Below are 22172 nucleotides of genomic sequence, written 5' to 3'. Positions count from 1 at the left end.
TTTTCGCGATTTCGTTTGACTTTGCGCGCCGCCGCGCTCCGGGGCTTACGGCGCGCGGCTGTCGCTGCGTCGTCGCGCAACACCTCTTCCGGACTACTGGTGGACATCATGAACAAGCCGACTCTTCTTCCCGCGATCGACACGATCGATGCAGCGCGGGCGGCCGATCGCGCGCGGCGTGACATCGCGGTCATCGGCCTCGCGGGACGCTACCCGATGGCCGAGCATCTCGACGCCTTTTGGCGCAATCTGGTCGACGGACGCGACTGCGTGTCGCCGCTGCCGCCCGGCCGCTGGTTGGCGGACCACCCGCAACTGAGCGGTTTCGGCGATGTCTGGGGCGGGTTTCTCGACGACGTCGACAGCTTCGATGCGCTGTTCTTCGGCATTACGCCGCGCGAAGCGGCGAAGCTCGACCCGCAGGAGCGCCTGTTCCTGCAATGCGCGTATGCGGCGATCGAGGACGCCGGATACACCTGCGCGACGCTCGGACTGGGCGAGCCCGGCGGCGCGCACGAGCATAACCGTGTCGGCGTGTTCGCCGGCGCGATGTATCAGGAATATCAGCTCTATGGCGTGGAGGCGTCCTTCGCGAGCGAGCCGACGGCCGCGACCGGCATCGCCGCGTCGATCGCGAACCGGGTCAGCTACTTCGGCGGTTTCCAAGGGCCGAGCCTCACGCTCGACACGATGTGCTCGTCGTCGATCACGGCGATCCATCTCGCGTGCCGCAGCCTGATGTTCGACGAATGCGAGGCGGCGCTCGCGGGCGGCGTCAACGTGTCGATCCACCCGAACAAATATCGGCTGCTAAAGGAGAACAAATTTCTCGCCGCGACCGGCCGCTGCCGCAGCTTCGCGGCGGACGGCGACGGTTACGTGCCGGGCGAGGGTGTCGGCATCGTCGTGCTGAAGCGGCTCGACAAGGCGCTGCGCGACGGCGACCGGATTCACGCGGTGATCAAGGCGAGCGCGATCAATCACGGCGGGCACTCGAAGGGCTATTACGTGCCGAATGCGCGGCAGCAGGCGGCACTGATTCACGAAGCGATCGAGCTGGCGGGCGTGGACCCGCGCCACATCCAATACGTCGAGGCGCACGGCACGGGCACGCCTGTCGGCGATCCGGTCGAACTGCAAGGGCTGACCGACGCGTTTTCCGCGTATACGTCCGATAAGCAGTTCTGCGCGCTCGGCTCGGTGAAATCGAACATCGGGCATTCGGAAAGCGCGGCGGGCATCGCCGCGCTGACGAAAGTGATCCTCCAAATGAAAAACGGCATGCTCGTGCCGTCGCTGCATGCGCAGCAGATCAACCCGGCGCTCGATTTCGCCGCGTCGCCGTTCTACTTGCAGCGCTCGCTCGCGCAATGGCCGCGCGCCGTCGACGCGGCGGGCAGGGAATTGCCGCGGCTCGCGAGTCTGTCATCCTACGGCGCGGGCGGCTCCAATGCGCACCTGATCGTTGCCGAGCATGTGCCGCAAACGGCGCATGCGGCATTCCGGACAGCGGCGGCGCTGCCGCCGATTATCGTGTTGTCCGCGCCGAATCCGGCCGCGTTGCGCGCGCGAGCGCAGCAGTTGCTGACGTTTTTGCGCGAAGGGCGCGCGGCCGGCGACGGCGCGCTGCACGATTGCGCCTACACGTTGCAGGTCGGGCGCGACGCGTTTTTGCATCGTGTCGCGTTTGTCGCGCATGACGTTGCACATGCGCAGTCCTGTCTTGACGCATACGTCGCCGGGGACGCGCTGCCGCAGCATGTGCATGCCGGCAAAGCCCGTGCGGAAACGGCTGCGGTGCCCGCCGCCGAGCGGGATGCGCAGCGGATCGCGCGCGCGTGGGTTGACGGTGCGCAGGTCGACTGGGCCGATTTGCATCGCGACGCGCGGCCGCGCCGGATCAGCTTGCCGACTTATCCGTTTGCAAGCGGCAAGATCTGGATGAAGACGGATACGCGTTTGCCGGCCGCCGGGCTTGCACCATCGTCGAGCGAGGCGCGTGACGACGGTCATCCGCTGCTGCATCGGCGCGAGCAGGCCGGCGACGCGTTTGCCTCGCATTTCAGCGTCAGCGAGCCGTTTCTTGCGGATCATCAGGTCGACGGTCGGCCGATGTTGCCCGCCGTCGCCTATCTGGAAATGGCGCGCGCGGCGTTCGCCGCGCGAATGAACGTCGGGCCGGCCGCGCGCGTCGCCGACGTGACGTGGATGCGCCCCGCGCGCGCCGACGGTGCGGCGCTCGCGATGCGCATCGCATTTTCCGCGCAACACGGCGAACGCGGTGCATTCGTCGTCGAACGCATCGGCGACGGCACGCCGTCCGTTTGTGCGACGGGCCGTGTCGACGCGTTGACGCAAGCGGCACCCGAGCGCATCGACGTGAACGCATTCATCGTGCGCCATTGCGACAAAACCTACGACGCCGATGCCTGCTACCGCCGCTTCGCCGCCGTGGGCCTGCAATACGGCCCCGCGCACCAGATCATCGCCGGGCTGCATGCAGGGCCGCGACACGTCGTCGCGCGCTTGTCGCGGCCGCAGACGGACGACAACTACTGGCTGCATCCGTCGATCGGCGACGGCGCGCTGCAGTCGATCATCGGTTTTTATCTCGACGATGCGCGCGACTGGGTGCCAGTGCCTTTCTCGCTCGCGCGCGCCGATCTGCATCGGCGTTGCGGCACCGATATGTGGTGCATCGCGTCGCGCGCGGAAGGCGACGATACGTTCGACATCGCGCTGCTCGACGCGCAAGGCGAGCTGTGCGCGCGCTTCGATACGTTGAAGATCCGGAATTTCGCGCGGGTGCGCGCGGCCGATGCGCCGTCCGGCGCCGCCGACGGCACCGCCGTTCGCGGCGAGCTTAACGTGCCGCTCGCAATGCGCTGGGTGCGCGCCGCATGGCAACCGCAGACGGGCGCGCGTCCGGCCCTCGTCTGGCAGATCGGCGGCGACGACGCGGCGGATCGCGAGCTGGCGCAATACGGAGCGCGTCGGGTGCGCGCCGGGCACGACGCGCTCGGCAGCATCGACGCATGCGCGGCACTGCTCGAGCGCGAAGGGCCTGTCGACGAGATCGTATGGATTGCGCCGTCCGCAGGCGCAAGCGAGGACATCGCACGGATGCAGCAGCACGGCGTAGGCGTGCTGTTCCGGCTCGCGAAGGCGTTGATCGCACAGGGTTATCTCACCAAGCCGCTCGCGTTCACGATCGTCACCCATGGCGCGCAGGCGGTGCTCGATGACGAGCCGCTCGAGCCGACGCATGCGTCGGTGCATGGTTTCGTCGGCGTGCTCGCGAAGGAGATGCGCGCGTGGCGGTTCCGTCTCGTCGATCTCGATCTCTCCGAGCCGCGGCCGATGCACGAGATTCTATCGATGCCGTTCGATCGGGACGGCGAGGCGTGGAGCCGGCGCGCGGGGACGTGGTATCGGCAGCAGCTTCTGCCATGTTGCGAGACGCTGCGTGACGAAGCGCCGTCGAACGCGCCGGTGTTTCGCCAACGCGGCGTGTACGTGATCGTCGGTGGGGCGGGCGGCATCGGCAAGGTGTTGAGCCGCTATCTGATCGACCGTTACGACGCGCAGGTGGTGTGGCTGGGCCGGCGCGGCCTCGCGCAGGGTGTCGAAGCGGATCTCGCCGGGTTCGCGGCCGCGCGCCGCCAGCCCGCCTATTGGCAGGTCGACGCGACCGACGCGCACGCGCTCGCTCGCGTTCGCGACGAGATCGTCGCGCGCTTCGGCGCGGTGCATGGCGTGATCAATTCGGCCATCGTGCTGCGCGACCAGGGCATCATGACGATGGACGAGGCGCAGTTCTCGCAGGTGCTCGACGTGAAGGTGGCGACGAGCGTCAACGTGGCGAGCGCGTTCGGCGGCGATGCACTCGATTTCATGCTGTTTTTCTCGTCGCTTGCCGGTTATCTGAAGATGCCGGGGCAGAGCAACTACGCGGCCGGTTCGGTGTTCCAGGATACGGTCGCGCACTATCTGGGCCGCGCCGGCCGGTTCCCGGTCAAGGTGATGAACTGGGGCTATTGGAGCGAGTTCGGCGCGGGTGCTTCCGAACATTACCGCAGGCGCATGGCGGCGATCGGCGTGGCGTCGGTGCGGATCGCGGACAGCATGGCGGCGCTCGAGCAGCTGCTGCGCGGCTCGCTGCCGCAGATGGGTTTTATCCGGATGTTCGAGCTGGCGCGTGTCGCGATCATTCCGTCGGCACGGCTCGATGAGGCCGTCGAAATCGTGGACGGGCGCGCGCATTCGCGCCGTGACGTCGCGCGTGTGCTGGACGACGCGCAGCGGCAACTCGCGGCGCTGCGCGTCGACGATGGCGGCGTTGCGCGCGCGTTTGGCGAGCGTGGCGTCGCGCTTGCCGCCGTGCAGAACGCGTCGCACGCGCGGGCGCCGCTGCCGGCCGCCGCCGCGCCGTTGGCGAACGCGTCCCCGCCGGCGCGCGGCCCGGCTTCAACCGCGTCTGGCGGCGGCGAGCGTCGCGGCGCCGCGCTCGCGTATATGAAGGCGCTCGTGAGCCGCGCGCTCGAGGTGCCGCTCGACGCGCTGGACGAGAGCACGCCGCTCGTGCGCTATGGCGTCGATTCGATTTCCGCCGTTCACGTCACGAGCGCGCTGAACGAACGGTTCGGCGACGTCGACAGCACGCTGCTGTTCGACCTGCAAACGATCGAGGATCTCGCCGATCATTTTCTTACGACGCATCCGGATGCGTTCCCCGCGCATGAGGCGGCCGAACCCGCGGCGCAATCCGCCGACCCGGCGGCGCTCTCTGCCGTGGACGCCTTCGCGGTACGAAGCAACGAAATTGGCCCGCATGCGCATGTCACCGGTCACGTAGCGGACGCGCCGCGCGCCGCGATGATCGCCTACATGAAGACGCTGGTGGCGAACGCGCTCGAAGTGCCGTTCGACGCGCTGGACGAAAGCACGCCGCTCGTGCACTACGGTGTCGATTCGATTTCCGGCGTTCACATCACGAATGCGCTCGGCGCGGTGTTCGACGGCGTCGACAGCACGCTGTTGTTCGATCTGCAAACCATCGAGGAATTGGCGGATCACTTCCTCGAGCGCGACGCGGCGCGTTGCGCGGTGCTATGCGCCGGCGCCCAGGCCGGTAGCGAAACTGAAGCTCGACGCGATGCGAGGTCCGGGCCGCCGGAAGCTGTGGCCGTCGGCGGCGATTCATCGCCGCCGCTGCTGCCGACGGCAACCCCGGCGCCTTCCCGCCAGGACGCGGCGCCGCCGCTCCTCGCACTCGAGCGCGACGACGACATCGCGATCGTCGGCATGTCCGGGCGTTATCCGGAGGCCTCGGATCTGCGCGCCTTCTGGGCGAATCTGCGCGACGGCGTGCATTGCATTCGCGAGATTCCCGCTAGCCGCTGGGATTGGCGCGCACTACATACGGACGATCCGGAGACAGTCGGCCGTTCCTATTCGCGCTGGGGCGGCTTTATCGACGGGCACGACGAATTCGATCCCGACTTTTTCCATATCGCGCCCGCCGAAGCCGAGCTGATCGACCCGCAGGAACGTCTGTTCCTGCAATACGCGTATGCATGCATCGAGGATGCGGGCCATACGCCCGAGAGCCTCAACGCGGCGGGCGAGGTGGGCGTGTTCGCGGGCGCGATGAACAGCGACTATCCGCTCGCGCCGCGCGCGTGGTCGATCGCGAATCGCGTGTCTTATGTGTTCGACTTCCAAGGGCCGAGCATGACGATCGACACGGCGTGCTCGTCGTCGCTGACGGCGCTGCATCTCGCGACGGAGGCGTTGCACGCCGGCACGTGCGCGAGCGCGCTCGTCGGCGGCGTCAATCTGATTACCGATCCGGCGCATCTGGCCAGCCTGTCGTACATGCAGATGCTGTCGCGCGGCGATGCATGCCGCGCGTTCGGTGACGGCGCGGACGGCTTCGTCGCCAGCGAGGGCGTCGGCGTCGTGCTTCTGAAGCCGCTGCGCGCGGCCAAGCGCGACGGCGATCACGTCTACGGCGTCGTCAAGGGGACGATGGTCGCCGCCGGCGGGCGCACGTCGGGGTATACGGTGCCGAGCCCGCGCGCGCAGAGCGCGGTGATCGAGCGCGCGCTGGCGCGCGCGGGCGTCGACGCGGACAGCATCAGCTACGTCGAGGCGCATGGCACCGGCACCGCGCTGGGCGATCCGATCGAGGTCAAGGGGCTCACCGGTATCTACGGCGGCGTGCGGCGGGACGGTTCGACCTGCGCGCTCGGCTCCGTGAAATCGAACATCGGCCATGCCGAGAGCGCGGCGGGTCTCGCCGGACTGACCAAGATTCTGCTGCAAATGAAGCATGGAACGCTCGTGCCGACGCTGCACGCGCAGCCGGTCAATCCGCGCATCGACTTCGCGCGCACGCCGTTTCGCCTGCCGCTGAACGCGCAGCCGTGGGCGCGGCCGACCGTCGAGCGTGACGGCCGCGCATGGACGCTGCCGAGGATCGCGGGGCTGTCGTCGTTCGGCGCGGGCGGCGCGAACGCGCACGCCGTCATCGCGGAGGCGAATTTGCCGGACGACGCGTCATTGGCGGCGCCCGGTCCTCAGGCGATCGTATTGTCCGCGCAGAGCCGCGAGCAGGTGCGCGAGCGCGCGAGCGCGCTGCTCGCGCAAATTCGCGACGAGGCGCTCGGTGACGACAGGCTGCATGCGATCGCGTTCACGCTGCAAGTCGGCCGGGAGATGCGCGATGTGAGGCTCGGCTTCGTCGTCGACTCGATCGGCGCGCTGGCCACATGGCTCGCGCGCATCGTCGACACCGATTGGGCGACGCTCGATGGGCTCGCGTTCGGCAGCGGGCGGCCGCGCGATCGCGCGTCGACGCAAGCGCGCGTCGTCGCGCCCGGCGATGCGCGCTCGCTGAATGGGCTCGTCGCCGACTGGGCGGCCGGGGAGCGCGTCGACTGGAACGCATGGCATATCCGCCAGCCGCGCCGGATCAGCTTGCCGACCTATCCGTTCAAGCGGGAACGCTATTGGCTCGCGCCGAGCCACGATATCCGCCGCTTGACGGCGCAGGCGCTGGCGCAGGCCGATGGGCCGCGCGATCGCGTCGCGCCGCCGCAGGCAAGCCTGCCGTGCGCCGCGCCGCCGGCCGATGCCGCGCCGGTGTACCTGTACCGGGAAACCTGGCGGCCGCAAGCGCCCGGCGCCGCGTTAGCCGACGCCGCGCGGCGCGTGCTGTGCATCGTCGATACGTCCGCGGCGGCGGATGCGCTGGCGCCCGTCGTCGCGCAAGGGCATCCCGGCGCCGACGTGCTGTTCATCGTCTGCGCGGATGCCGCCGCCGCAAGCCCGGACCGGATCGCGCTGCGCGGCGAGGCCGCCGGCGATTACCGCGACGCATTCGCCGCGGTGCGCGAGCGCTGGCCGGCCGTCGACGTCTGCTATCACGCGCTCGCCGCGTGCGATGTCTACTACTGCGAACGCGATCACGCGCTGCTGTACACGATCCAGGGGATGATCGCGGCCGGCCTGCCCGTTGCGCGTTTGCTGCTGCTCGCGCGCTGCAAGCAGACGCGTCTGCAACCCCAGGTGGACAGTTGGATCGGCCTCTGCCGGTCGCTGCCGATGGTGTTGCCGCAAACCGATGCGGCGCTGCTTGCGTGTCACGATACGGCGGCGTCGGGCGGGGCGCCGTTTGCCGACTGGTTCGCGCGACGCGCGATCGCCGAGGCGCGCGCGCAGAAGATGCAAAGCGTGCTGTACCGGGATGGCGTGCGTCATGTCGCCGACGTCGAGCCGCTCGCGCTGCCCGATGCGCCGTCCGGGCCGCATGCGGGGCGCGCCGGACAGACCTGGCTCGTCACGGGCGGCATGGGTGCGCTCGCCACGCTGCTGTGGCATCACTTGCATGCACAGGGCGCGAACGTCGTGCTGACCGGCCGCTCCGCGCTGGACGCGGAACAGAATCGCAAGCTCGATGCTTGCGATCGCGGTGAAGGGCGCGTGCTGTATGTGCAGGCGGACGCAGGCGACGAAGTGGCGATGCGGGCCGCCATCCAATTGGCGAAGACGCGGTTCGGCCGGATCGACGGCGTGATTCACGCGGCCGGCATCGCGCCGACAACGACGATCGAATCGATCGATTTCGACGACTACCGGCGCGTGCTCGCGCCGAAGGTCCACGGCGCGCGCGTGCTGACGCGGCTTGCCGAGCGCGAAGGCTGGCGCTGGCTCGTGCAGTTTTCGTCGTCGTCCGCCGTGCTCGGCGATTTCGGCTCGTGCAGCTACGCGGTCGCCAACCGCTTCCAGACCGCGCATGCGCTCGCGCAGCCGGACGGTCCCACCCGGCATATCGCGATCAATTGGCCGCTGTGGCGCGACGGTTCGATGGGGCTGGGCGGCGAACGTCGCGAGCGGGTCTATCTCGCGAGCAGCGGCCAGGATTATCTTGAGACGCACGCGGGGCTGGCATGTTTCGAGCGCATCCTCGCCGCGTCGCCGCGCCAGGCGATCGTGCTCGTCGGCGACGGCAATCCGTTGCGCCGCCGCGCGGGCATGCTGAACGAAGCGGCAGCGTTGACCGAAGCGGCCGCGGCTGGAGCGGATGCGCCGCCCGCGTCGCCGGTACCAGCTACCGCGATGAACGCCGACGAGGCGACGCTGCGCGCGATTGTCCTCGACGCCATCGAAACCCAACTCAAGTTGCCCGCCGAGCGCGTGCGCACCGGGCTCAACTGGGTCGAACTCGGTTTCGACTCCATCCGCCTCGCGGCGCTCGGCAAGCGGCTGGGCGAAACGCTCGGGGTGCGCGTGACGCCCGCGACGTTCTTCGCCAACCCGAGCGTCGACGATCTCATTGGCCATCTCGCGCAGGCATGCGTCTCGGCCCGCTCGGCGCAGCCGCCGGGGGCGGCAGCCGCCGAGCGGGCGCATCCCGATGCACGCCGCGATGCGCCGGCGCCGGCGGATGCGACGCCGGATTCGCCGGTGCGCGATGACGCATCCGCGATGCCGGATGTGGCGCCGGATGTGGCGGCACGCGACGCTCCCCGCGCCGCGCCGCGCTACGAGCCGATCGCGGTGATCGGCATGAGCGGCCGCTTTCCGGGGGCCGAATCGATCGATGCGCTGTGGCGCAACTGGGCGGACGGCGTGTCGGGGATTCGCGCCGCCTCGACGCTCGAAGGCCCGCGTGCGTCGAGCCTGGGTGTCGCCGCGCGCGAGCGGCTGTATGGCGGCTTTCTCGACGACGTCGAGATGTTCGATCCGCTGTTCTTCGAGCTGTCGCCGAACGAGGCGGCTGAGATCGATCCGCAGCAGCGCCTGTTCCTGCAAACGGCCTGGCACGCGTTCGAGGATGCGGGCTATGTCGGGGATGCGATCCGGGGCAGCGATTGCGGCGTGTTCGTCGGCGCGGAAGAAAGCTTGTATGGCGAGCAGCTCGCGCGCCGGGAATACATCACCGCGAACCGCAATGCGACGCTGCCGGCGCGGATCGCCTATGCGCTCGATCTGAAAGGGCCGAATTGCAGCGTCACCGCATCGTGTTCGTCGGGCCTCGTCGCGGTGCATCAGGCGTGCCGCGCGCTGCAGAGCGGCGAATGCTCGGTCGCGCTGGCGGGCGCAGTCAGCGTGATGGCGTCCGCGCGCGAACTCGGCAGCCTCGCCGCTGCGATCGCGCTTGCGGCCGAGCCCGCATGCCGCGTGTTCGATGATCGCGCGACGGGCCTCGTGCCGGCCGAGGCCGTCGCGGCGGTCGTGCTCAAGCCGCTGTCGCGCGCGCTGGCCGACGGCGACCGCGTCCACGGCGTGATTCGCGGCACCGCGATCAATTACGACGGCCGGACCAACGGCATGCTCGCGCCGAATCCGGCGAGCCAGGTGCGGCTTTTCCGCGCCACGCTCGATATGGCCGGACTGGCCGCCGAGCACGTCGGGGTGGTGCTCGCGCACAGCATCGGCATGCGGCTGGGCGATTCCGTCGAGATCGACGCGTTGCAACAGGTGTTCCGCGCGCCGTGCGCATTGACGTCGACCAAGCCGGTGCTTGGCCATAGCTTCGCGGCGTCCGGCGTCGTCGATCTGCTCGCGCTGATGACGGCGTTGCGCCATCGCAGCGTGCCGGCGTTGCACGGCTTCGAGACGGCGAACGAATACGTCGATTTCTCGGCGCCGGGCGTTGTCGCACCCGTGCGGCGCCGGCAAGCATGGGACGCGCCGGCGGGCAGCGCGCGCTACGGTTTCGTCAGCACGACCGGCATCAACGGTGCGAACGCGTGCGCGATCGTCGAGGAGGCGCCGCCGCGACCGGCTGCTGCGGCGGCGCGTGCGGGCCGCGCGCATCTCGTCGTGTTGTCCGCACCCGACGCGGCGCGGCTCGCGCAGCTCGAAGCCGCGCTGCGGCAAACCCTCGACGCCCCCGAGCCGCCGCGGATCGAGGACATCGCGTTCACGCTGCTCGCCGGCCGCGCGCAGCTCGAATCGCGCGTCGCGTGGGTGGTGACGTCGCGCGACGAACTGCGCGCGGCACTCGATGCATCGGCCGCCGGTGCGGCCAACGGCTATCGCGGCGACCACCCGGTGCTCGATCCGCGCAGGCGCATCGCGTGGCCCGCTCAGCCGACGGCCGATGCGCTGCGCGAGGTCGCGGCGGCCTGGGCCGCGGGCGCGCAGCTCGACGGCGGCCGCCCGGACGTGGGGCGCCGCATCACGCTGCCGACGACCCCGTTCGCGCGCATCTCATGCTGGGCCGCACGCGATCCGGCGGCCGCCGATGGAGCCGATGGCGGCGCGCCCGCTTCGGCACCGATTGCGCCGGAAGCGGCGACGCCACCGCTATCGTCGTCGCTCCCAACCGCCACGCCGTCACCGGCGGCCGATCCGGCGGACGCGCAAACCGTCCGCGCGTTCCTGCGCGGGTTCGTCGAACGCCAGCTCGGCTTCGCGCCGTCGCAGATTCTCGACGATAAGCCACTGCGCCAGTACGGCATGGATTCCGTGCTCGCGCTCAAGCTGGGTCACGCGCTCGAGAGCCGTTTTCGGGTGAAGCTGACGCCGCGAACCTTCCATGAGAACCCGTCGATCGCGGCGCTCGTCCGGCACATCGGCATGTACGCCGGCGCCGCCACGCGCGCGGCGCACGAAGCCGGCGCGTTCGCGCGATTCCGGGACGAGCGCGTGCTCGACATGCTCGATCGAATTGCCGGTCTCGATCCATCGCTCGCCGAAGTCAGGGAGTTGCTGAAATGAATGCTGTCGATACCCATGCGCAACTCGCCGCCGCTTACCGGGCCGGCGAGATTTCCACCGACGAACTGAAGCGCGCGCTGCTCGCGTTTGCGCCGATTCCGCTGTCGGTCGGGCAGAAGGGCCTGTGGGCCTTGCACAAGACTTGGCCCGACATCGGCGCTTACGTGATTCCGCTCGCGTTTCGCTGCGAACGGCCGCTCGACGTCGCCGCATTGGAGCGTGCCTATCGGCACACGCTCGCGTCGCATCCGCTATTGACGACCCGGCTCGTCGACGTGCAAGGCGAGCCGGCGCTGCAACCCCGCTCGCCCGAGGGCTTCGGCCTGCGCGTGCACGACGCGGGCGCCGCCGGCGGCGGCGAGATGGTCGAGCGCCTGCGCGCGTCGGCCAAACGGCCGCTGCCGCTCGAAGGCGATGCGCTGATCGACGCCGAGATCCATCGCGCCGGCGACGCGTGCTGGTATGCGTTGATCCGCGTTCATCACATCGTGTTCGACGGCACCTCCGCCGTGCTGTTTCTGAACGACCTGTTCGATGCGTATCTGAACCTGTTGCGTGGCGCGCCGCCTCGCGCGGCGGCGGCCGCCGCGACGTTTCGCGAGTTCGTCGATTGGCAGCGCGCGATGCTCGACGCTCCGCAAGGCGAGCGCCATCTCGACCATTGGCGCGACGCGCTCGATGGTGCGCCCGCGCCGCTCGCGCTGCCGACGGACCAGCCGCGCGGCGAGCAGGCATCGTTCGACGGCCGCAGCCTGCGGGCAGCCGTGCCGCCCGCGCTGCATGCGCGCGTCGCCGCGTTCTGCGACGCGCACGACGTGTCACGGGCGGTGCTGTATCTCGGCGTGTTCAACGGCCTGCTGAGCCGATACGCGCAGCGCGCGGACATCGTCGTCGGCATGCCGGCGCTCGGCCGGCCCGAGGCGCGTTTCGAAGCCTGCGTCGGCTACTTTGTCAACATGCTGCCGATCCGCAGCCGGAACGTGCAGGACGTCCCGGCGCTCGATTACCTGCGCGATCTGCGCGAGACGCTGTTCGACGCGCTCGAACACGCGGACTACCCGTTTCCGGCGCTGCTGAAGGCCCTGAAGGTGCCGCGCGACGGGCGCCAGCGGCCGCTCTTCGATGTCGCGTTCGCGTATCAGAATTTTGCGCACGGCCATTGGCTTGAGCAGATCGAGCGCGATTACGCGGCGCCGCTCGGCGTCCGGATGATCGACGACATCCGGCAGGAGGGCGAATACGAGCTGGAACTCGAGGTGATCGAACGCGCGGGCGGCGCGACGCTCAATCTGAAATACGCGGGCGAGCTTTACGATCGCACGCGCGCCGAGCGGATCGTCGCGCATTTTCTGCATCTGCTCGACGGCGTGCTCGCGCATCCGGCCCGGCCGCTCGCCGATCACGACATCCTGACCGACGGCGAGCGCGCGCTGATCGAGCGCTGCAACGCGACGGCTCGGCCGATACCGCGCATCGCGCATTTCGTCGAATGGATCGCCAAGCAGGCGGCGCACGCGCCGCAGAAGATCGCGGTTCGCCATGGCGACGTCACGCTGGACTACGCGACACTGATGCGCGACGCGACGGCGCTCGGCAATTACCTGCGCGCGCGCGGCATCGGCCCCGGCGCGAAGGTTGCGATCTGCGTCGAACGCTCGCCGGATCTGCTGCGCGCGACGCTCGGCGTCGCGCTGAGCGGTGCCGCTTACGTGCCGCTCGATCCGCGCTACCCGGCGCAGCGTCAGCGCTACATGCTCGACGATAGCGGCGCGTCGCTGCTGCTCACGCAGGCGGCGATCGAGCGCGACTGGACGCCCGGCTGCCCGACGCTTTTCGTCGATCGCGAGCGCGAACGGATCGCCGCTTATGCGGACAGCGTCGTGCCGGAACGGACCGCGCTCGACGACGACGCGCTGGCGTACCTGATCTATACGTCCGGCTCGACGGGCAAGCCCAAGGGCGTGATGGTCACGCATCGCGCGCTGAACAACTTCCTGGGCGCGATGGGCGAGTTGCTCGACGTCCAAGCGGGCGACACGATGCTTGCGCTGACGACCTTCAGCTTCGATATCGCCGCGCTCGAACTGTTTCTGCCGCTCGTGCGCGGCGCCGAGTGCGTGCTGTGCGATACGGACGTCGCGGCCGATGCCGAGCGGCTGAAGACGTTCGTCGAGACGGTGCGGCCGAGCGCGATGCAGGCAACACCGACGACTTGGCAGATGCTGTTCCAGGTCGGCTGGCATCCGTCGCCCGCATTGAAGGTGCTATGCGGCGGCGAGGCGCTGCCGCCCGCGCTGCTCGCGCGCTTCGCCGCATCCGGCGCGCGCTGCTGGAACCTGTACGGGCCGACCGAAACGACCATCTGGTCGAGCGCGAAGCGGCTCGACGGCGCGTCCCGCGTGACGATCGGCGCGCCGATCGCGAACACGCGTCTTTACGTGTTGAACGCGCACCGCCGGATGCAGCCGCCCGGCGCGCCCGGTGAACTCGCGATCGCGGGCGCGGGGCTCGCGGCGGGCTATCACCGGCTGCCCGCGCAGACCGCCGAGAAGTTCGTCGACGATCCGTTCCATCCGGGCGAGCGGATGTTTCTGACGGGCGATCTCGCCGTGCGCGACGGCGACGGCGACGTGCGCTGCCTGGGCCGCCGCGATCATCAGATCAAGCTGCGCGGCCACCGGATCGACGTCGAGGAGATCGAGGCTTGCCTGATCCGGCAGGGCACGCTCGATGCGGCGGCCGTCGTGCTGCACGAGGCGCCGTCGCGGCCGCCGTGCCTTGTCGCGTATGTGGTGCCGCGCGCGGGCGATGTGTCGTCCGCGGCGCTCAAGGCCGAGCTTGGCTTGCATTTGCCCGCGTACATGGTGCCGCAGCGCATCGTGTTCGACACGCGATTGCCGACCACTGCCAACGGCAAGATCGATCGCCGCGCGCTGATCGAACGGCCGCTGCAGCCGACCGCCGACGATGCCGCGTCTGCGCCCGCGCGCGCCGGCGCAGAGGGCGGCGCGGGCGCGGCGCTCGTGCGGGCGGCTTGGGAGGCGGTGCTCGGCTATCCGATCGACGATGACGCGGCGGGTTTTTTCGATTTCGGCGGGGATTCGGTGAGCGCCGTGCAGGTCGCGCAGCGGCTTGGCGAGCGTATCGGACGCAAGATCGAAGTGACCTTGCTGTTCCGGCATCCGACGATCGCCCGCCTTGGCGCAGTGCTCGACGAAATGGGCGCGACCGCGTGTGCAACGCCATCGGAGCAAGCCGATGCCGACGGCGGCGCGGCCATGGCCGCCCGCGTAGCCGGCGACGCCCGGCCGAGCCCGGCCGCGCAAGCACCCGGTGCGCCGACGAGCGGCCACGCGCGCTCGCGCAGTGTCGCGGTGATCGGCATATCGTGCGAATTCGCCGAAAGCGCGGACGTCGACGCATTCTGGGCGAATCTCTGCAACGGCCGCGCATGCGTGACGCGCTGGAGCGACGCGGAACTCGAAGCGCTCGGCGTGCCGGAGGCCACGCGCCGGAATCCGCGTTTCGTGCCGGCGAAAGCGGTGATCGAGCACCGTGGCGCGTTCGATGCCGCGTTTTTCGGCTTGTCGCCGCGCGACGCCGGCTTCATGAGCCCGGCATTCCGGCACTTGCTGATGCATGCATGGCGTGCGTTCGAGGATGCGGGACAGGTGCCGTCCGACGCGCCGCGCACGGCGGTTTATATGTCGGCGGGACAGGGTGCATCCGGCGACACGGACGCCGCACGCGGCGCGTACTGGATCGAGGAGGCGGACGAATACGTGCGCTGGCTGATGGCGCAGGGCGGCAGCATTCCCACGATGATCTCGCACAAGCTCGGCTTGACGGGCCCGAGCGTGTTCGTGCAGTCCAATTGCTCGTCGTCGCTCGTCGCGCTCCAGGCGGGGCTCGAAAGCATCCGCAGCGGCGCCGCCGACTATGCGCTCGTCGGCGCGGCCAACGTGTTCGCCGCGCCGGTGGCGGGCTATCTGCACCAGCCGGGCCTCAATTTCTCGAGCAACGGCCAGTGCCGCGCGTTCGACGACGCAGCGGACGGTATGGTGGGCGGCGAGGGCGTCGCCGTGCTGCTGCTCAAGCGCGCCGAGCTCGCGCTCGCGGACGGCGACGCCGTCTACGCATGGCTCGATGAAGTGCAGGTCAACAACGACGGCGCGCTGAAGGCCGGTTTCTTCGCGCCGAGCGCGGCCGGCCAGGCGGAGGTCATCCGAGGCACGCTCGCGCGCGCGGGCGTCGCGCCCGCCGACGTCGGCTATGTGGAGACGCACGGCACCGGCACGGCGCTCGGCGACCCGATCGAGTTCGCGGCGCTCAGCGACGCGTTCGGCACGGACACAGGCACGCTCGCGTGCGACGGCGAGCGTTGCGGCCTCGGTTCGGTCAAAAGCAACATCGGCCACACCGATACCGTGGCGGGGTTGGCAGGCGCGATCAAGGCGATCCTGAGCCTGCGCCACGGCATGATTCCGCCGACACTGCACGTCGACGCGCCCGCCAAACGGCTGGACCTCGAGCATTCGCCGTTCGCGCTTGTCGAGCGCGTGCGCGAGTGGCCGAGCCGCGACGGCAAGCCGCGCTATGCCGCGGTCAGCTCGTTCGGCGTCGGCGGCACCAATGCGCATGCGCTGTTCAGAAGCGCCGACGATGTGCGGTCAACGTCAACGTCAACGTCGCCGAGCGCCGCTACCGGCGCGCGCGCGGCATGCGTCGTGCTGTCGGCGAAGACGCGCGACAAGCTCGTCGCCGCCGCGCAGCAGATGCTCGCCTTCGCGCGGCGCTGCGGCCCGCTGCCGGGCTTTCGCGCGGCCGCGTACACGCTGCAGACCGGACGCGTCGCGTGGACGCATCGCTTGGCGATCGTCGCGCGCGATTGGGACGACGTGCGCCGTGCGCTGGCGTCGTTCGTCGCAGGCGATGCCGACGCGGCCGTCCACGTCGGCGATACGAAGCGCAGCGTGCCGCCCGTCGGCACGCTCGATGCGCACGACGATGCGCACGCGCTCGCCCGTCATTGGGCGGCGGGCGGCGAGGTCCGCTGGGCGCCCGGGCCGCTGCGGCCGCCGCGCGTTCATCTTCCGACTTATCCATTCATTACCGCAAGGGAACTCATCGACATGCCATTCACCGCACGCGATGCCGACACGGCGTCGAGCACGGCCGCTCCTGCATCGCGCGTCGCGCCGGTCGCGGCCGCGGCCCGCGCATCGGTTGCATCGAACACGTCGGTTGCGCCTATCGCGCGCGGCCGCGTGGTGGCCGCCGTGCCGTGCTGGGAGCGTTGCGCGGTCATGCCGGGCGGCACGCACGACGCGGGCTTGACGGTCGTGGTCTGCGCCGGGCGCGAGGTGCCGCTGCCGTTCATGCACGCGCGGCGCGTCGATCCGGGCCAACACGGTGACGCCGCTGCGCTGGAGCGGCTGGTGCGGGCACATCCGGACGTCGATCACTGGGTCTGGCTGCTGCCTGACGACGCGCCCGGCACGCCGGCCGAGATGGCCGCGCAGCAGCGTTGGGGCGTGCTCTGGGGCGCGGCGTTCCTGCGCGCGCTCGGCGGCGCGCATGGGTCGAAGCCGTTAAAGCTGACGGTGGTGACGCGGCGGGCCGTCGCGATTCTCGCGGGCGACCCTGTCACGGCGACGCACGCGGGCGTGCATGGCCTCGTCGGCACGGTCGTCAACGAGCATCCCCATTGGCGGGCGCGGATCGTCGATCTCGATGATGCTGACGGCGCTGACGAAGCGGCGGCGCGCGCGCTCGACGCGCTGCCGTTCGAGCGCGGCGGCCGGCCGTGGGCGCGCCGCCGCGGCGACTGGTTCCGCCCGGCGCTGCGTCCCGTCGACGATGCGCTCGTCGCGCGGGCGGCGCCGGGCGGCCGGGAGGGCGGTGTCTATGTGGTGGTAGGCGGCGCGGGCGCGATCGGCCAGGACTGGAGCGAGCACATGATGCGCGCGCATCGCGCGCAACTCGTGTGGATCGGCCGCCGCGCGCAGGATGACGCGATCACCGCCGCGATCCGCCGGCTCGAAGCGCTCGGCCCTGCGCCCGTCTATATCCAGGCCGATGCGGCCGATGCGCGTCAATTGGCGCGCGCCCGCGACGAAATCCGCGCGCGCTTTGCGCACGTGCGTGGCGTCGTGCATGCGGCGATGCTGCACGAGAACCAGCCGCTGCACCGGCAAAGCGCGGACGCGTTCGAGCGGAATCTATCGGCGAAGGTGACGGTCGCGTTGAATCTCGTCGACGCGTTCGATGTCGGCGCGCTCGATTTTCTGCTGTTCTTCTCGTCGGTCAACGAGTTCTATCTGAATCCGAACTGCGCGGCGTATGCGGCGGGCGGCACCTTCATTGCGTCGTTCGCGGATCAATTGAACCAGCGCGGCGCGGGGCGGGCGAAGGTGATCCACTGGGGGCATTGGGAGACGCCGCGGCTGCGCGACGACGCTCACGGCGCGCGGCGGCACTTGGCGCGCGCGGGATTCGGCACGCTCGATCCGGCCAGCGGCATGGCGTTGCTCGATATGCTGCTCACGCAGCCGTTCGAGCGGCTCGCGGCGTTCAGCATCGTCCATGCGGGCGGCGCTGCGCCGCTGCACTTCAGCGACATGGCGCTGCACGCGAAGGCGCCGGCGGCCGTGCCGGCGCACGACGCGCCGCAGCCGGCCGGGCTGACGCAGGCCCAGGACATGATCGATGTGATTTACGGCCGGGTGGACGACATCGCGCCGCTGCTTTGCGCGCTGCTGTGGCGGCAGATCGCCGCGTTCGCCGCAGAGGCCGGCTTGGCGGCAGACGGCCGGCGCGGCCGCTATTCTCTCGACGCGTTGCGCGCGGCGCTGGGCCGCGGCAACTATCTCGCGCGCTGGGTGGATGCGAGCATCAGGATTCTCGCCGATCGCGACGACGTGATGATCGAAGGCGACGCGCTGATCGTGTCGGCGGACGTCGAGGCACGCGCGGCGAATGGCGGGCCGCGCTGGGAAGCCACCCGGGCCGGGATGGCGGGCGATCCGTTCATGACGTCCGTGACGCGCTTCATCGACGTTGCGCTGCAAGCGACGCCCGATGTGCTCGCCGGCCGCAAGAAGGCAACCGACGTGTTTTTCTCGGCCAGCTCGATGGCGCTCGTCGAATCGATCTATAAGGAAAATCCCGTCGTTCATTATTACGGCACGGTTGTCGCCGCACTCGTCGCGGCGAGAATCGAGGCGATCGTCGCCGCGAACCCCGCCGCGCGGGTCCGGCTGCTGGAAGTCGGCGCGGGAACCGGAAGCTGTAGCGAGCATGTGCTGCGCGCGCTCAAGCCGTTCGCCGCGCATGTCGACGAATACTGCTTCACTGACCTGTCGCAACTGTTTTTGCAGCGCGCCGAGCGGCGCTATCGCGGCGAGCATCCGTATCTGACGACCAAGATTCTCGACCTCGAAAAGAATCCGTTCGAACAGGGGTTCGCCGCCGAGCACTACGAGTTCGTCATCGCCGCGAACGTCGTCCATGCGACGCAGGACATTCGGACGTCGGTTCGGCACATGCAGTCGCTGATGAAGCACGGCGGTCGCCTGCTGTTGCTCGAACTGTCCGGGAACTCGCTGTTCTCGCATCTGACATTCGGCTTGCTCGAGGGCTGGTGGCGCTTTGGCGACGGCGAGCTGCGCGAGCCATACGGCCCGGCGCTGTCGGCGGCGAGCTGGCGCGACGTGCTGCTGGATCAGGGCTACGAGCGCATCGCGTTTCCTTGCGAGCGGCTGCACGGCAGCGATTTGCAAATCGTGACCGGCGACGCCGCAGGCTACGGAATCGGGCCGCGGCGCGACGACGAAGCGTGGCCCGACCCAGGCGCACCGCAAGATGCGCACGGCAGCGATTCCGCCTGGGCGGACGGCGGCGATCCTGCCCCCGCTCCCGCCAGCGGCGGCGCGGCGCCGACGAGCGTGGCAGACGTTCCGCTCGCGGGCGGCGATGCCCGCGACAGCGGCGAGGCACGCAATGCCGACCGCGCGCATGCGATGGAGGCGCCCGCCGCGCCGCCGTCGCCCGACGCCGTGGACGCCGCGCGCGCGGTCTTGCTGCGCGTCATCTGCGAAGCGTTGCAGCAGCGGCCCGCCGATATCGATCCGGACGAATCGCTTGGCGATTACGGGCTCGATTCGATAGTCGGCGTGAAGCTCGTGCAGCAGATCAACGACGCGCTGGGCGTCGAACTCGTCGCCGGTGCGTTATTCGAATTCAACACGCTAAACAAGCTCGCGCGGCATGTCGCGCAGGTGCGCACGCACAGCGAGCACGAGATACGTCCGGTCGAGCGCGACGGCGCAGTCTGCAAAGTTGCCGAAACCGCCGAAACCGCCGAAACCGGCGCTGCCCCGACGGCAACCGCCGCAGCCGCATACGTCGGGCTCGACGGGACGCCCGGCGAGCACAGGTCGGTATCGTGCGCGCGCGGGCCGAGCGGCGATGCGCGCAGCCCGCGGGAAGACGCGGCGGCGCGCGCCGTCGAACCGGCCGCGCCGCGGACCGAGCGCGTCGCAGCCGAGAGCGTGGCCGCCGCATCGGGCGCGTCGCCCGAGCGCGACGCGTCGCCCGGATCCCGCGCGCCGCGCCGCCGTGATCTCGCGATTGTCGGCATGAGCGGGCAATTTCCAGGCGCGCCGTCGCTCGACGCGTTCTGGCGCAACATCGAGGCAGGCGTCGATTGCACGGGCGAAGTGCCGGCCGAGCGCTGGGACTGGCGCGCGTGCTTCGGCCAAAGCGACGGCGTGTCGCCGCGCACGCTGTCGAAGTGGGGCGGTTTCATCGACGACGTCTATGCGTTCGATCCGTTGTTCTTCGATCTGTCTCCTTACGAAGCCGCCGTGATGGACCCGCAGCAGCGCCTGCTTATCAAGCACGCGTGGCTTGCGCTCGACGACGCGGGCATCGCGCCGAAGGCGTTTGCCGAGCGGCGAACCGGCGTGTTCATGGCGATCGGCGCATCCGAGTATGCATATACCGCGCAGCTGCCGGTGGGCAGTCCGCTCGTCGCGTCGGCGCTGTCGTCGTCGATGGTCGCCAACCGCCTGTCGCATCTGATGAACCTGCGCGGGCCGAGCGAGCATTGCGACACGGGTTGCTCGTCGTCGCTTGTCGCGCTGCATCGCGCGATGAGCGCGATCGATGCGGGCGAGTGCGAGCAGGCGCTGGTGGGCGGCGTGCAGTTGGTGCTGTCGCCGCTTGGCGCGATCAATCTCGGCGCGGTGGGCTTCTTGAGCCCGACCGGCCGCGCGCGCTCGTTTCAGGCGGGCGCGGACGGCTTCGTGCGCGCCGAAGGCGTCGGCGTGATCGTGCTCAAGCCGCTCGACGTCGCACTCGCGGATGGCGACGACGTCTACGCGATCGTCAAGGGTACGGGCGTCGCGCACGGCGGCAAGGGCGTATCGCTGACGGCGCCGAACGCGCAGGGCATGAAAACGGCGATCGCGCAGGCGCTCGAACGCGCGGACGTGCCGGCTGCTTCGCTGACGTATGTCGAAGCGCACGGCATCGCGTCGGAGATCGGCGACAGCATCGAATTCCAGGCGCTCAAGTCGGCGTTCGGTCCGTCGTCCGACGGCCAATGCGCGCTCGGCAGCCTCAAGCCCGTGATCGGCCATGCGGAGATTGCGTCGGGCATCGCCGCGCTGATGAAGACCGCGCTTGCGCTGCGCCGGCGCGTGCGGCCGGGCGTGCCCGGCTTCGAAGGGCCGGGCGCGCATGTGCCGCTCGAGCGCAGTCCGTTCAGCATCCGCGCGGCGTGCCGCGATTGGCCGGCCGGCCCGTCGGCGGTGCGGCGGGCGGGCGTGCATGGGTTCGGCTTCGGCGGCGTCAATGCGTTCGCCGTGCTGGAGGAGAGCGCCGCCGCGCCGGCCGCGCCCGCTCGGGACACGGCGAGCCGGCCGAGGCTGCTGCCGCTGTCGGCGAAGAGCGACGCGTCGCTGCTCGGTAATGCGCGCGCGCTGCTGGCGTATCTCGAGCGTTCGCCGGATGTCGGCGGCGCGATCGACGCACTGCGGGCATTCGTCGACGGCGAGCCTAACGCTGGTCTGCACGTCGGCGACGCCGCAGGCGCCGACTGGATTCGCGCGACCTTCGTGGGCAGCGCCGCCGTGGAGGCCCTCGTGCGGACCGTGCGCGACACCGGCGACGACGCGATGCTCGCCCGCTTGTGGTGCGGCGGCATCGACAACGGCGCGCAGCCGCCGCTCGATGGCGTGCGCCGGCTGCACCTGCCGGGCTATGCGTTCGACGAGCGGATTTGTCGGCTGCCGCCCGCGGCCGGCTGGCTGGCATTGCCGGGCGGGGCTGACGCAGCGGCCGAACCTGCGTCGCTTGGCGTTGAGCGCGCCGCCGGCGAGCGCAATGGCGCCGATAACGCCGGTTCGCCATTCGCCGACGATTCGCATGCCGAATTGCGCTCGATGCTCAGCGCGCTGCTGCAACTCGCGCCGCAGGAGCTGGATTTCGAGCGGCCGATCCGGCAGTACGGCGTCGATTCGTTGCTGGCGGTGATGTTGCGCAACCGCTTGAACGACGCATACGGAACCCGCCTGACGCTCGCGGAACTGACGGATTGCCGTACTTTCGCGGAACTGGCCGAACGTCTTCCCGCAACGCTTCGCCGCACGGCGAAACCGGCGGTTTCGTCAGGCGGGCCGGGTGGCCCGGACGAGTCCGGCGACCGCGATTATCCGTGCAGCATCGGGCAGCGCGGCTTGTGGATCGAGCAGCGTCACTATCCGGCGCGCGTCGGCTACAACGTGCCGTATGCGTTCGAGATCGACGGCGATGTCGAACCAGAGCGCGTGTTCGCCGCGGCCGGACGCGTATTCGAGCAGCATCCGCTGCTGAGCGCCAATTTTCATTTGGACGGCGATGCGCTTCGGTTGCGCATCGGCACGCACGCAAGCCCG

At 69.9% G+C, this 22172-nt stretch carries 2 protein-coding genes (1 of these 2 running past the window's edge); both read left to right on the top strand.

Features of this window, described 5'->3' with window-relative positions; all coding sequences use genetic code 11:
- The first annotated feature begins 108 nt into the window (after positions 1 to 108).
- Positions 109 to 11232, top strand: coding sequence for an SDR family NAD(P)-dependent oxidoreductase (locus BSIN_RS10270; RefSeq protein WP_089340406.1), 11124 nt, complete (start codon positions 109 to 111; stop codon positions 11230 to 11232).
- Positions 11229 to 22172: the 5' portion of a non-ribosomal peptide synthetase gene (locus BSIN_RS10265; RefSeq protein WP_089340405.1), read on the top strand. The gene runs 4497 nt beyond the window's last position; the window shows 10944 of its 15441 coding nt (coding positions 1-10944); its start codon is at positions 11229 to 11231; its stop codon lies off the right edge, out of view. Before BSIN_RS10270 ends, BSIN_RS10265 begins: the two co-directional genes overlap by 4 nt.

Origin of the sequence: Burkholderia singularis, assembly GCF_900176645.1 — a bacterium.
In the GTDB taxonomy this organism is placed as follows: Bacteria; Pseudomonadota; Gammaproteobacteria; order Burkholderiales; family Burkholderiaceae; genus Burkholderia; species Burkholderia singularis.
This window is presented reverse-complemented; position numbering and strand designations above follow the sequence as displayed.

Bases quoted from the DNA above. Each gene is read 5' to 3' on its own strand.
- BSIN_RS10270 (WP_089340406.1), top strand. From the start codon at position 109: ATGAACAAGCCGACTCTTCTTCCCGCGATCGACACGATCGATGCAGCG.